The 13,836-nt window shown below is 60.0% G+C and carries 10 protein-coding genes and 1 pseudogene; 3 read left to right on the forward strand and 8 right to left on the reverse strand.

Translation table 11 applies throughout. The features are described from left to right. Positions 1–1,244: 1,244 nt before the first annotated feature. From HWX53_RS01635 to HWX53_RS01655, 5 genes and pseudogenes are all read right to left on the reverse strand, one after another. On the reverse strand, positions 1,245–2,864 hold the full coding sequence (locus tag HWX53_RS01635; RefSeq protein WP_175938840.1) for a type I restriction-modification system subunit M: 1,620 nt from the start codon (positions 2,862–2,864) through the stop codon (positions 1,245–1,247). Next, on the reverse strand, positions 2,861–4,063 hold the full coding sequence (locus HWX53_RS01640) for an AAA family ATPase (protein ID WP_175938842.1): 1,203 nt from the start codon (positions 4,061–4,063) through the stop codon (positions 2,861–2,863). Before HWX53_RS01640 ends, HWX53_RS01635 begins: the two co-directional genes overlap by 4 nt. After that, on the reverse strand, positions 4,060–5,349 hold the full coding sequence (locus tag HWX53_RS01645; RefSeq protein WP_175938844.1) for a restriction endonuclease subunit S: 1,290 nt from the start codon (positions 5,347–5,349) through the stop codon (positions 4,060–4,062). The genes HWX53_RS01640 and HWX53_RS01645 overlap by 4 nt, the downstream gene beginning before the upstream one ends. Beyond that, on the reverse strand, positions 5,339–8,416 hold the full coding sequence (locus HWX53_RS01650; RefSeq protein WP_175938846.1) for a type I restriction endonuclease subunit R: 3,078 nt from the start codon (positions 8,414–8,416) through the stop codon (positions 5,339–5,341). The genes HWX53_RS01645 and HWX53_RS01650 overlap by 11 nt, the downstream gene beginning before the upstream one ends. 482 nt (positions 8,417–8,898) lie before the next feature. Further along, positions 8,899–9,044 (reverse strand): annotated as a pseudogene (locus tag HWX53_RS01655) (IS3 family transposase); the annotation flags it as partial. Positions 9,045–9,414: 370 nt separating this feature from the next. Here HWX53_RS01655 and HWX53_RS01660 point away from each other — a divergent pair. Continuing rightward, entirely contained in the window at positions 9,415–9,822 is a 408-nt protein-coding gene (locus HWX53_RS01660) for a VOC family protein (protein WP_175938848.1), read from the forward strand. A gap of 3 nt (positions 9,823–9,825) precedes the next feature. Here HWX53_RS01660 and HWX53_RS01665 read toward each other — a convergent pair whose 3' ends face one another. Continuing rightward, a complete protein-coding gene (locus tag HWX53_RS01665) occupies positions 9,826–10,377 on the reverse strand; it encodes a YaeQ family protein (protein WP_175938850.1) in 552 nt (183 codons plus the stop codon). Between the two features lie 195 nt (positions 10,378–10,572). Further along, a complete protein-coding gene (locus tag HWX53_RS01670) occupies positions 10,573–10,917 on the reverse strand; it encodes a hypothetical protein (RefSeq protein ID WP_175938853.1) in 345 nt (114 codons plus the stop codon). Positions 10,918–11,315: 398 nt separating this feature from the next. Here HWX53_RS01670 and HWX53_RS01675 point away from each other — a divergent pair, with 398 nt between their 5' ends. Then, complete coding sequence (locus HWX53_RS01675) at positions 11,316–11,942, forward strand: LysE family translocator (RefSeq protein WP_175938854.1); 627 nt, start codon at positions 11,316–11,318, stop codon at positions 11,940–11,942. Beyond that, a complete protein-coding gene (locus HWX53_RS01680; protein ID WP_175938856.1) occupies positions 11,939–12,409 on the forward strand; it encodes an SgcJ/EcaC family oxidoreductase in 471 nt (156 codons plus the stop codon). The genes HWX53_RS01675 and HWX53_RS01680 overlap by 4 nt, the downstream gene beginning before the upstream one ends. Positions 12,410–12,414: 5 nt before the next feature. Here HWX53_RS01680 and mnmE read toward each other — a convergent pair whose 3' ends face one another. Continuing rightward, positions 12,415–13,803 carry a tRNA uridine-5-carboxymethylaminomethyl(34) synthesis GTPase MnmE gene (gene mnmE / locus HWX53_RS01685; protein WP_175940562.1) on the reverse strand — a complete coding sequence of 463 codons (1,389 nt, stop codon included), beginning with the start codon at positions 13,801–13,803 and terminating at the stop codon, positions 12,415–12,417. Positions 13,804–13,836 lie beyond the last annotated feature (33 nt).

Below are 13,836 nucleotides of genomic sequence, written 5' to 3' on the forward strand. Positions count from 1 at the left end.
ATTAGCGATGCAACTCTAAGAAAAGGCGAATTGCGCGGGCGCGCCGCAAACGGCGTGGAATGTCCACCCGGCTCCCGGGAGGGCGCCGATAAGGGCTCTCCGCTCATTCCATCGGGATCCCGTTCGGGGCCATGCCAGGCAGAACGGACCGAAGGGGGCGCGAAATTCGCTCCAAAGGCACGAGCCCGGCACCGTCAGGCAACCGACCCATGACGTGAAGGAACAATCGTCATCGTGGCAAACATCGTGCTCAATAACGCGCCAGAGCAGCAACTTCGCCCGCTCGCCGATTTGCTTTGTTTCCGCCGCTTTGCGCATTGACAGACGCCAACACCGTCCGTGCTGCCACTGACGTATGGATGGGGGAATTTTCGGTTGCCACCTCATACCTCTACAGGTTTTCGGTATCCGGCCTGATCGGAAATCGGAGGAAGCCCTGTACCTGTTGCCCAGGTCTGGCTACACCCCCATTTTCTTTCTGCTGTGATCCGCTACGTAGCGGATTGCCTTAAGCCGTTTCGGTCGGCGACGACTTCCTGCCTCGTGTAGCTGCAGACACATGCTCTCGTGCTACGTCCTTACCGCTCTGTCGAACTCGCCCCTTTGCTTCCGCACGGCGCATCGCATACCTCAGGGAATCGAGCGTCACCTGGATACCTTCCTGTGCGGCCTGCTCGATTACTTCATTGCGCGTGTAACCTTTCTCACGCGCCGTGCCGATCTGTGTCCGAATGGATTAAAAGCCATCCCCTACTTTGACCAGCTGAGTGTCTTTCGCCTTTTCCGGCAGCGTATCCAGCCTGCGTCCTAGCGCCTCCCATTGTCCTCGCGGGAAAGTCCTGATACTCGGCATGACTCGCTCCGACGCACGACATTGATCGCATCTTGGAACAGGCGTTAACCCGTCCTCCTATGCAGGCGACTGAGATTTGTTCGTCCATCTTCCGGGCGACGTACCGGGTGGCTGGCTAGCATGCCGCATCGGCCAAGCGCTGAGCGGGATGCTCGGAAATGTACTTCAGCGAGCATGGCGGCCGGCATCACGTGCTGCACGATGCGCGTGCGAACCGATACCTGATGGAGGGCTGACCGCGCGCGGCCAACGCGTAAAAGTCCGGTTGCGGGGATGGTCTTTTCAGGGCTCTATAGCTCAAAGCAAGGCAAGCCCGCGACGCGGGCGCGAAAGCCCGAAGCAAAGGCGGCGCGGGGAGTCGGTGGCCTGCACGGATAGTCAGTGTAAGCGCCTATGGCAACGGCTTCAAATCCAGTTCTCTCAAGAAAGCGTTATGCTTGTCCTTCGCAGCCGCAATCGCTTTTTCTATCTCCACCAGTTCTTGGTGAGTCTCATCCAGAAAGATCTCCGTCTCGTTCACCGCCGTACTGATATAGCGTGAGATGTTCAGGTTGAAATCGTTCTTCTCGATCTCGCCCATCTCCACCCTGCGCGAGTAGCGCGCCTCTTCTTCGCGGAACTGGTAGGTCTTGATAATCTTGGCGATGTGCTCGGGCTTGAGCTGGTTCTGGCGTTTGCCTTTCTCGAAGTTCTCCGGCCCGCTTGCGTTAATGAACAGCACATCGTCCGGCTTCTTGCACTTCTTCAACACTAGGATGCAGACGGGGATGCCGGTGGAATAGAACAGATTGGCGGGCAGGCCGATCACCGTGTCGACGTGCCCGTCCTTCAGCAGCTTGATGCGAATGCGTTCTTCCGCCCCACCTCGGAAAAGCACCCCGTGCGGCAGGATGATCGCCATCACGCCTTCGTCTTTGAGGTAGTGGAAACCGTGCAGCAGGAAAGCGAAGTCGGCAGCAGACTTGGGCGCGAGGCCGTGGCTCTTGAAGCGCACGTCGTCGGCCAGGGCCTCGGTCGGTTCCCACCGGTAGCTGAAGGGCGGGTTGGCAACGATGGCGTCAAAGCCGGGCTTCTTGGCCGGGTTCTGCTCGCGCATCATGTCCCACTCGTTAAGCAGGGTATCCCCGTGGAAGATCTCGAACTCTGTGTCTTTCACCCCGTGCAACAGCATGTTCATGCGTGCGAGGTTGTAGGTCGTGATGTTCTTTTCCTGGCCGAAGATCCTGCCGATGGTGCCGTTCGCCTTGGCCACTTTCTTGCGCACGTTGAGCAACAGCGAGCCAGAGCCACACGCGAAGTCCAGCACGCTTTCTAGCCGCTTCTTCGTCCCGGTTTTCGGTTCCTGACTGTCCAGCGTGACGATCGAGGAGAGGATGTCGGAAATCTGCTGCGGGGTGTAGAACTCGCCAGCCTTCTTGCCGGACCCAGCGGCAAACTGGCCTATCAGGTATTCATAGGCATCGCCCAGCGCGTCGACGTCGGTGGAGAACTCCGCCAGTCCTTCGGCGATTTTCTGGATGATGGCGCAGAGCTTGGCGTTCCGGTCGGCGTAGGTTTTGCCGAGCTTCGGGGAACTCAGATCGATCTCGGAGAACAGACCCCGAAAGGTGCTGTCGAAGGATTCCGTCTCGATGTACTTAAAGCCCTCTTGCAGGGTGTTCAGCAGCTCTGCGTCCTGGGTGCGGGCCAGGTTGGCGATGCTGTTCCAGAGATGCGCGGGCTGAATGACGTAATGCACCTTCCGGCGCATCTGCTTCTCAAACGCCGGGATGTCGTCAACGTTGTTCGCATACCAGAGCGCCAGCGGCACATTGCGGATGTCGCTTTCCACATCAGGGTAGTCCCGCCCCAACTCTTTCTTCGCCGCCGTTTCGTAATTGTCTGAAAGGTAGCGCAGGAAAAGGAAGGACAGCATGTAGTCGCGGAAGTCGTCCGCATCCATGGCGCCGCGGAGTTGGTCCGCGATGCTCCAGAGGGTCTGGTTGAGTTGCTTTTGTTTGGATTCGTTCATGGGGTCGTGGCAGGTGCGGCGGAGGTTGCTGCGGGTGCTACGGCTGGTGTCGGTGTTGGCGCCGTCTCAAGAATGTCAGGCAGGTCGAATCGGAATTTGGTCGTGAAGTCTTCAAGAATGCGCCGGAACAGCTCTTTGTTGTCCTCCCCCATTTCGGTCGGCTCATGGATGGCGTATTTGCCATGACTGAGGAGGTTCAGAGCGCGGTTGTAGAGTGCACGGTCTTCCTCGATGCTCAGCGCCTTGAGGCAGAAGGAGATGTCAGCGTGGCCGAAGAACGACGCCGTTTTTTCCATGATGCTGCGCAGGGCGTTGAAATGGAAGGTGTAGAGCTTGCCGGTGTTGGGGGCCGCAGCAAGGTGGAGCTCCGCAAGTGACGCGACGTGATGGAAAAAGGGCGTGTCCTCTGTAGCTCGCAGGGTATACACGCCGTCTCCGTTCGGACGATGCAGAAAGTAGCGCTTGTGGGTCACCCTCGGCTCGCCCTCTTTTGCTCTGCCAATCTCGTTACACATCACGTTGAAGAAAAGGGCGTGATGGGATGAGAAAACCACCTTGATGGGCGCGGGCACGCCGTTCTGGTCTTTGCGGCTTGCAGCCCGGCGCAAGAGCTGTGCGAGATCACAGGCCACGGCGATGGCGTTGTTGTCGTCCAGCGAGGAGATGGGGTCGTCGATGTAGAGATATTTGTTCAACTGATAGGAGACGTGACCGTCGAGCATCCGCTCGCAAATGGCCATGAAGAGGCACCAGATGAAGATGTTCTGCTCGCCACGGGAGATCTTGATATTTTCGGCCTCACCTTTGCGGAATGTGACCTTCCATGTCTCGTAGTCAATGTCGAAATCGAAGTCCGCGTAGCGGTCGAGGTAGCCGGCAAGCGTTTCGTCCAGTGCGAGGTCTTTCAGGCCATTGAAGAAGGTAGAGTTGGTATTGAGTTGGAGCCGCCGGACAGCATCACCGTCCAGATCATTGTCCCAGGTGAACAAGTCTTCGGTAAAGGCATTGAAATAGAGGGTGTCGGGGGTGCCGCTATTCTTGCGCTTTCCCTCGTCCTTGAACTCCATCGACAGCCGCGTTTTGCCTGTGCGGTTGTAGGCATAGAGAAGGATGAGTTCAATCCCGGTGAGGTCAGACCGCAGCTTTCTCGCGAGTGTGCTGAGGTTGGCGTACTTATTGATCTTCGACTTGGTGCTCATGCGTCAATCTCTCCCGGGGACGGGAAAAGCTGCTGCATCAACCCTTTCTTGTGAGTCTTGAAGGCTTCGAGTTTTTGGGCTTCGGCGGAGATCCATGCGTCGAGGCTGCTCAGGCAGGAGGCAATGCGTTGCTGTTCGGCCAAGCCGGGAACAAGCACCGGCAAAGTCTTCAACTCGCTGGCCAGAATGTGTTTGATTGTGTTGCCGGTCGTAATCGTGAAGATCGCAAGTTTACCGATTGGCGAATAGAAGTAGTGAGCGAAGAATTCTGAACTTAGCTTGCGCTTCGGAGTGAGAATGACTAGCGCGTGACAGTTGGTCCCAGCGAAATCGGGACCAACAACTGCACACTCTCCGACATGTCCTGATTGGACCATCAAGATGTCACCTGTCTTGAGGTGCGATTTGCGCTGCCGATTGTGAAATTCACTGGTAATGAAAACAAGATTTTCGGCTTCGATCCGCCCCTGCTTGATGTTCCGCCCTTGAAGGTATCGAACACCATCGCTCGTCGTGTAATAGGGCGTCGCGGTGCCGACAAAGCCATTGCGAATGGGATCGAAATAATCGCCAAGATGCTCATCCTGCCACTCCCCGGCGTTTTGGAATTCGGGGAAGCGGAGGCGGGGTTGGGTTTCGCCTTCGCGGGGGAAGAGCTGCTGCATCAGACCTTTTTTATGGGTCTTGATCGCGTCCACTTTCCGCGCTTGCCCGGCTATCAGCTCATCCACCGAACACAGGCATTCGGCGATTTTTTGTTGTTCAGCGGGTGACGGCAGCGATGTACGCCACTCGCAAAGCCTGTCGAAATAGAGCCGGGTTCGCGTGCCTCCGGCTTTTTGCGATAGAGCAAACTCTTTGAAGTCGAGGCCATCATTCAACTTGGCGAGTAAGAAACGTGGGTTAAGACCTTTGGTGCTGAAAACGGGATACTCTTTGCTTACGGCAATCTCTCCGCCTGTTTCATTGATGTTGAATCTGAACAGGCCGTCGTCGCTCATGTGCCGGTAAACAAAGCAACCCGGTGGAACCACACCGTATTCGTTCTTGTTTTGAAGAACTTGACCGGCGAAGTAGGCGTCCTGGCGTTTCAACCCCTCCCGCGTGGAGCTATAGACCGGTAACTCGGTATCAGGCGGCACGCGACCAGAGGAGTCTTCAAGATAAGGTCCGATGAGTTTATTTTCCCATCCTTTCGCACCCCGAAACTCTGCAAACCGCAACCTCGGCAACAACTCGGGCGTTGTTTTTTTCTTCATGTCGGGGGCTTTTGTCTTACTGCTCATACGCGCTTAATCCTGAAATGTCGCGGCCACCGGCGCGTTTGATGAGTAGGGGATGCAAATCTTCCATTAGTGCAAGCTCCGCCTGGGTGCGGGCTTTCCAGCCGAGGTCGAGTGGGGCCATCAGGTCACTGAGCTGCTCGCCATCGAAGATCATGCGGTCGAGGATGCCGTCCACGAAGCTTTGAAGGGCGGCGGTGGTAAGGCCGTGCTTCGCGGCGATGTCGGCGACTTCCTTGGCGCTCTTCTCGGCCTTGAAGCGGGCATAGCCGTCGCGGATGGCGGCTTCAGAGAGGCCCTCACCCGCCTGGAGGGTGGCGATGTATTCTGCGATGTCGTCGCGCTCGTTCATGAACTTGGCGTCGGCGCTGATGAGGCCGATAAGTTCCTCGCGGGTCATCTTGGCCTTGCCGGGCCCCTTGGCGGAAAACTTGGCGATGAGGCCCATGATGTAGTCGTAGTCGATGACGGCGGAAGCGAAAAGGACAAACTCGAAGTCGAGCTGGTCCACGAGGTCATCGTTGCCGGGGCTATTACCTTCCTTGACGTCTTTGCCCTGCTGCGCTCTGAGCTCTTTGGCAGTTTGCAGATACTGGCCTTTGAAGCCGCGCAGGTTTTCATCGGGCAGCACCTGCTCAATGGCGGCCTTGTTGTCTTCGCTGAGGTCGGTGTATTGGTCCAGTTGGGTTTTGAGTCTCTGGACTTCCTTGAAGTGGCTGATGAAGGCGGCGCGGGCCTCGTCGCCCTTCAGGTTGGCTACGTCGGAGGGCGTGCAGGCAAGGCCCTGGGACGTCATGAAGTCGTCCAGCTTCTGCACTGCGGTCTCCAGCTTCCGGAGGACCACAGGTGCCTTGTCCACGAGCCAGATTTCCCGCGCCTGCTCGCCGGTCTTCTCTCCGGAGAAGAGGGCGATGGCAGCATCGACGGAATCGTGCTGCTGGCGAAAGTCGAGGATGTTGCCGTAGGGCTTGGTGCCGTTGAGCACGCGATTGGTGCGGGAGAACGCCTGGATCAAGCCGTGGTGCTTGAGGTTCTTGTCCACATAGAGCGTGTTCAGGAACTTGGAATCGAAGCCAGTGAGCAGCATGTCCACCACGATAGTGATGTCGATCTTCTGCGCGGCCGGGTAGTCGGCATTTGGCCACTGCTGGTCCTTGATGCGCTTCTGCACATCCTGGTAGTAGAGGTCGAACTCGCTCAAGCGGTGGTTAGTGCCGTAGCGGGCGTTGTAGTCGGCGAGGATGGCCTTGAGCGCAGCTTTCTTGCCCTCGGGATCTTCTTCGTTGTCCACCTGTTCCTGCGGCAGGTCTTCCTGGATCTGCTTCACATCTGGGTCGCCCTCGGCAGGCGGCGAAAAGACGCAGGCGACGTTCAGCGGCTTGAAATCGGGATCGCTAGCCTGCTTGTCCGCCTGCATGGTCTTGAACAGAGCGTGGTATTCGATGGCTTCGTTGATGGACGCCGTGGCGAGGATAGCGTTGAAGCGGCGCCCGCCGGTGGCTGCATTGTGCTTGGCAAGAATGGCCTCGATGACAGCCTTCTTGGGAATGGCTTCGCCGGGCTTTGGTGGGTTCTTACCCTCGGGCTTGAAGTAGTCGACGTGGAAGCGCAGGACGTTGCCATCCTCGATGGCATGGGTGATGGTGTAGGCGTGGAGCTGCTTGTGAAAGAGCTCCTCGGTGGTCCGATACGACGCCACGTCACCGTCGACTTTTATGCGACTGGCGTTGCCGTTGGGTCCACCAAATATCGGCGTGCCGGTAAAACCGAAGAGCTGCGCCCTCGGAAAGAATGCTTTGATGGCCTTGTGATTGTCGCCAAACTGCGAACGGTGACATTCGTCGAAGATGAAGACAATGCGCTTGTCCTGCAGTGCTTCGAGCTGCTCTTTGTAAGTGGCCTCGCCGCTTTTGCTGCGCTGCTTATTGCGCTTGCTGTTTTCGTCCAGCGCGAGGCCGAGTTTCTGAATGGTCGTGACGATAACCTTGTCGGCGTAGTCCTCTGAAAGCAGGCGGCGCACGAGGGCGGCGGTGTTGGTGTTTTCTTCGACGCAACCTTCCTGGAATTTGTTGAACTCTTCCCGGGTCTGGCGGTCGAGGTCTTTTCGATCGACGACGAACAGACACTTGTGGATGTGTTCGTTTTCCTTTAACAGGGTAGAGGCCTTGAAGGACGTGAGCGTCTTGCCGCTGCCAGTGGTGTGCCAGATATAGCCGTTCCCGTTGTCTTCGTCGATGCACTTGACGATGTGTTGCACGGCATAGACCTGGTATGGCCGCATGATCATAAGCTTTTGCTCGCCCGCAAGCAGCACCATGTAGCGGCTGATGGTGCGGCCGAGGTCGCACTTTCTCAGGAAGTGTTCGGCGAACTCGTCGAGTTGGGTGATTTTGCGGTTGTCCTCGCCTGCAAACTCATAGATGGGCAGAAAGCGCTCGTCGGCATTGAAGGCGAAGTGGCGGACGTTGTTGTTGGCGAAGTAGTAGGTGCGGTCGCGGTTGCTGACGATGAACAGCTGCATGAAGCAGAGTAGCGTCTTGGTGTAGCCGTTGCCCGGGTCGTGCTTGTATTCGACGATCTGCTCCATTGCCCTGCGTGGATTCACGCCTAGGGTCTTCAGCTCGATCTGCACACAGGGCACGCCGTTGATGAGGATGAGAACGTCGTAGCGGTGGTGGCTGTTGTCGGTGTTGATGCGGAGCTGGCGAACGACCTCGAAGTGGTTCTTGCACCAGTCCTTGATGTTCACCAGCGTGTAGTTCAACGGCGTGCCGTCGTCGCGGGTGAAGGCATTGATGCCCCGCAGTGTCTTGGCAGCGGTGTAGACATCCGGGGTAACTATTTCATCCAGGAGCCTGGCGAACTCGGCTTCGGTCAGCCTGACGCGGTTGAGGGCCTCGAACTTCTCCCGAAAGTTCTTTTCTAGTGCGCCGCGATCGCGAATGTCGTCGCGGTATTCGTACTTCAAGTTCTGAAGCTTGCCAAGGAAGCCGTATTCGATGTGCTCTTCCTTGACAAGGGGGCTCGGTGCTCCGGACGGCAGATCGTAGGTGAACTTGGATGAAGGCATGTGGGAGGAACGTGCGTTGGCTATGGCTCGGAATGCAATGCGGGTGGCGGGTCGCTATGTTCTGTGTCCGTTGGGATGTACTGCAACCACTTATAAGCTCGCAAGTGTGCGGTCCAACGTTCCGCTCATGTATCGTGGGAGGCCTTGATGCGCGGGCTCTGGTCGAGCGGCGACTTCGCAAATCCGCACTCGGTAACGATTTCCTTGCGCGATCACGACCCACGGCTCGTCATCGAACGAAAGACTTAACTCGGACCCACCCCAGGACCGTTTCGAGGTTCCGCTCTGCCAGCTGCTTACGGCTTGCCGTTATCGGCCCTCAATTCTAGCCGAAGCAACCTTTCGCCTGCCGGCCACTTCTCGTCCTGCTGCCGGTCCACGTCGGGCAACGGAGAGTTCAAGCAACCCTCCTCAAGGCCCCCTCGTGTTCGCGTGTATGCCCACCGCAGGCGGGTCTGGCTAATGCGGCGCGATGGCCCGGCTGAGCCGTTATCCGACAACCACTCGATGGGCTGCGCGGCCTGTGTGTCGTGCCGAAGCGCTGTTCGACAGCAGCGAGCATCACGTCGCGCACGACATCGCCGCTGTGTCAGCCGGTCGTCGCCGCCCAGCTAATCGCTTCGGGGTCTTCCCGATGCATACCCGGCTACCGGTATTTCATTTGTTTCGAAAAAACGTTTGCGATATGTCTGGTCCCTCGGTAGTCTGTACAGTCGCCCAAGGGGTCTGTACGCGGAGATTCACCGGACGTGGTCGGGAGTTCGATGGCGTACTTGAATGATCCCGCTCAAAGCCCTTCGCTGGGGGCATATTTTAAAATCGCTGGTGAGCCTTACGCCCGTCTGGCGGCCCGCAGCGAGATCATACGATCCTCTTCCTCTCCACCACGAATTCCAAGGGCTCGGTACCACACCGAGCCCTTTGTCTTTTCCGCGCCTCGCACACCCCACATCCCGCGTACACTCCTCCGCAAGCACCTCGCGAGCGAGCAACGCACCATGCCCATCCAGATCCGCGAAATCGATCACGTCGTGATTCGCTGCATCGACCTCGACGTGATGATCGACTTTTACCGCACCGCGCTCGGCTGCGCGGTCGAGAAAGAGCAGCGCGATATCGGTCTCGTGCAGATGCGCGCCGGCCGCTCGCTGATCGATCTGCTCGCCGTCGGCGCATCCATCGACCGCCCGGAGAGCGGCCAGCCGGGCGCGGGCCGCAACATGGATCACCTGTGCCTGCGCGTCGCACCCTTCGATGCCGCCGCCCTGCGCGCGCACCTCGAGACGCACGGCGCGGGCATCGGCGAGGAAGCGCGGCGTTACGGCGCAGAAGGGTTCGGTCCGTCGCTCTATCTGTTCGATCCCGAAGGCAACATGATCGAGCTCAAAGGGCCGCCGGAAGCCTAAGCCTCACGCGCCCGGCGCCTTCAGCACGTTCCAGCGAATCGCCACCGGGTCGACCGTCGCGCTGCCGAGCGATGCCTCGCCATCCTGCACCGTCAGCTGCAGGCGCATCGTCCGTTCGGCCAGCTTGCCGAGCGCTTCCGCCACGCCGTCCGCGAGCGACCACACCGTCACGTTCTGCAGTCGCTCGACCTTCGCGCGCACGCCCTGCCACCAGATGTCGGCCGTCTTTCCCGCATACGCGATCACGACCACGCGGTCCGCGCGCCCGCTGGCCTTCGCTATGCGCCGTTCGTCCGGCTGACCCGCCTCGATCCACAACTGGATCTGGCCGGTGAGGTCCTTCTGCCAAAGATCGGGCTCGTCGGTATCCGAGAGGCCCTTGCAGAATTCGAGCCGCTCGTCGGCGAACAGACCGAACGCCGCGACGCGAATCATCATGCGTTCGTCCGTCTCGGACGGATGCCGCGCGATGGTCAACGAGTGATCGCCATAGTAATGACGGTCCATGTCGGCGATCTGGAGATCGGCCTTGTAAATGGTGGATTTCAGAGCCATGCAGCGATGACGCCGGCGCTCGCGACCGGCGATTCATAAGAAGTTGAAAAGCGGCACGGCGCAACGGCGAAAGCCGCACGTCGGGCGCGATGAGCCCGACATTGTGCGGCGAATCGATGTGGAATTGGAAGTGCGGATCGCGCGGTCAGCCCGAGCGGGCGACCGCGCCGTTTAAGGCACGTTGAATACGACCGCTTACTGATCGATAAAGCGATCCGCGGTCCACATGCCTTGCGTGTCGCTATTGGCGGCATTCACGAATTCGATGTCGTGGCCCACCACGCGCAGCACGCGAAAATGCGACTCCACCGGCGTCGATATGCACTCGAAGCCTTCAAAGAACTGCTGCATTTGCTGATGCTCGCCGGCTCTCGCGTGTTGATCCGCGGAATCGAATTTATCTTTCGACAAGCAGCCGTACGAATTCGGCCTGAATTTGAACGTCTGTTGTGGCTGGATGGCGTTGTCCTGCGCGTACGCCGCGGAAACCGCGACAAACAAGCTCACCACGGCGAAGACAGCACTGGCGCGTTTCTTCATGAATAGAGCCTCCGGACTCGAGCCGCGACATTAGCAACGTATATAAAACCGGTTGCGTGAACTCATGCTAAATGAGCGGCGTCGCGTTGCAAGCATATGTTGTGTGCGATTGCAACAAGACGCAATGTCGCAGTGTTTATCCCGGAGATTAGTTGCCGTCACCTTTACGACGAACCGGCCGATTAAAGGGTGAAATTGAAAATGAATTCACCGACAGCAGTGGGCCAGTGCGGCGATTTGTCTCGCTGCGCTTTTGATGCGCCGCAGAAGCGGTTCTTGTCGGGCCGCGACAACGCGCATAGCAGCCGATGGTCAGTGGCGGAAGCTAGCCGAACGGCCTATTGTCACGCACGCCGGTTCGTGGATAAATCGACGGCATTACGCAAGGAGAATTCGGAATGACGCTCGCTCAATGGCTGCCGTTTGCAATCGCTTCGGCAATTCTCGTGGCGATTCCCGGGCCGACAGTCCTGCTTGTCGTCTCGTACGCGCTCGGTCACGGCCGCAAATACGCATTCGCGACGACGGTCGGCGTCGCGCTCGGCGACCTCACCGCGATGACTGCTTCGATGCTTGGTCTGGGCGTGGTGCTCGCGGCATCGGCGGAGCTTTTCATGGCTGTGAAATGGATCGGCGCGGCTTATCTGTTCTATCTCGGCGCGAAGCTGTGGCGCGCGCCGGTCGTCGATACGGATGCCGTCAAGCCGGCCGGCGAGCTGCGCACGAGCCGCATCATGGCGCACGCCTACGCGGTCACCACGCTCAATCCCAAAAGCATCATTTTTTTCGTCGCCTTCGTGCCGCAGTTCGTGGATCCGCACGCGGCGTCCGTCTCGCAGATCGCCATTCTGGAAGCCACGTTCGTGGGCATCGCGGCGGCGAACGCGTTCGCTTATGCGCTGCTCGCATCCGGAGCGCGCCGCGCGATCCGCAAGACTTCGGTGCAGCGCGCCGTGAACCGCACCGGCGGCGCGTTGCTGATGGGCGCGGGCGTGTTCGCTGCGGCCTGGAAGAGGGCAGCATGAACGGCATCGACGATTGGACCGCCAGCGCGCGGCGCGTGTATTTCGCGCTGCTGGACGACTGGAACCGGCAGGACGCCGCCGCCATGGCCGGGCGCTTTGCCGAGCGAGGCAGCCTCGTCGGCTTCGACGGCAGCGCCATCGACGGCCGGGCCTGTATCCAGGCGCATTTGACGCCAATCTTCGCGGCGCATCCGACGCCGCTTTTCGTCGCAAAAGTGCGCGAGGTCAGGCGCATGGCGGCCGGGCAGACGCTGTTGCTGCGGGCGGTGGCCGGCATGTGGCCGCGCGGACAGGACGCGCTCGATCCGCGCTTCAACGCCGTGCAGACGCTCGTGCTTTCTCTTTGCGACGGCGCGTACGCGATCGAGATGTTCCAGAACACGCCGGCGGCATTTCACGGACGGCTCGAGGAAGCCGAAAAGCTCACGGCCGAATTGCGTGAATTGGGGCCGCCGCGCGCGGCTTGACCGCTTTACTTCCCGATGCAGAATCGGCTGAAGATGACGCCGAGCAGATCGTCGGAGGTGAATTCGCCGGTGATCGCGTTCAGGCTGTCCTGCGCGAGCCGCAATTCCTCGGCGAAGAGGTCGAGCACCTGCGATTGCTGGCTCGCGTGATCCGCGGCGAGCGCGAGATGCCCACGCGCTTCGCGCAGCGCAATAAGATGCCGTTCGCGCGCGAGGTACACGCTTTCTGCGCCGGCCTGCCAACCGGCAATTTTCAGCAACTGCTCGCGCAGCAGCGCGATGCCGTCGCCCGTCTTGGCGGACAGGTTGACTTCGCGCGCATGGTCGTCGCCTTCGCGCACGGCGGCCGGTGCGCTCGCGAGATCAGTTTTGTTCAGCACGCGGACGACCGGCACGCCTCGCGGAAAGCGGGCAGCAATGGACTCGTCGTCGGCGGTCATCCCGGTGCGAGCGTCGAGCAAATGAAGCACGACGTCCGCGCGCTCGATTTCGCCCCACGTGCGCTCGATGCCGATGCGCTCCACTTCGTCTTCGGTCTCGCGCAAGCCGGCGGTGTCGATGATATGCAGCGGGATGCCCTCGACCTGAATCGTCTGGGCGACCTTGTCGCGCGTGGTGCCCGCAATCGGCGTGACGATTGCCAGTTCCGCACCGGCGAGCGCGTTCAGCAGCGACGATTTGCCGACGTTCGGCTGGCCCGCCAGCACGACCGACATCCCCTCGCGCAGCAGCGCGCCTTGCCGCGCGTCGGCGAGCACGCGATCCAGCCGTTCGCGGATACGCGCGAGCTTGCCGCGCGCGTCGGCGGCTTCAAGAAAGTCGATCTCTTCTTCCGGGAAATCGAGGGTCGCCTCGACCAGCATGCGCAGCGTGATCACCTCCTCGACGAGCGCGTGAATTTCGCGCGAGAACGCGCCTTCCAATGAGCGGCCGGCCGAACGCGCGGCGGCTTCCGTGCTCGCTTCGATCAGGTCGGCGACCGCTTCCGCCTGCGCGAGATCGAGCTTGTCGTTGAGAAACGCGCGGCGCGTGAACTCGCCGGGCTCGGCGAGCCGCAGGCCGAAGTCGCGTCCGGCCTCGATCGCCCGTTGCAGCACGAGCTGGAGCACGATCGGCCCGCCGTGGCCCTGCAATTCCAGCACGTGCTCGCCCGTGTACGAATGCGGCGCGGGAAAGTACAGCGCGATGCCGCGGTCGAGCGCTTCGCCGTTGCCGTCGATGAACGGCACGTAGCTCGCGTGGCGCGGCGCGAGCGGCTGGCCGCAGAGCGCATGCATCGCCTGGTGCGCGGCCGCCTCGCCCGCCCGCCCGAACGAAAGCCGCACCACGCCGATTCCGCCGCGCCCCGGCGCGGTGGCGATAGCGACGATGGGATCGGTGTCGTTGGTCAGCATGGCGGCGGTCGGAGCGGAGGCGTCGGGAGGAGC

Origin of the sequence: Caballeronia sp. BCC1704 (assembly GCF_902833455.1) — a bacterium.
Classification (GTDB): domain Bacteria; phylum Pseudomonadota; class Gammaproteobacteria; order Burkholderiales; family Burkholderiaceae; genus Caballeronia.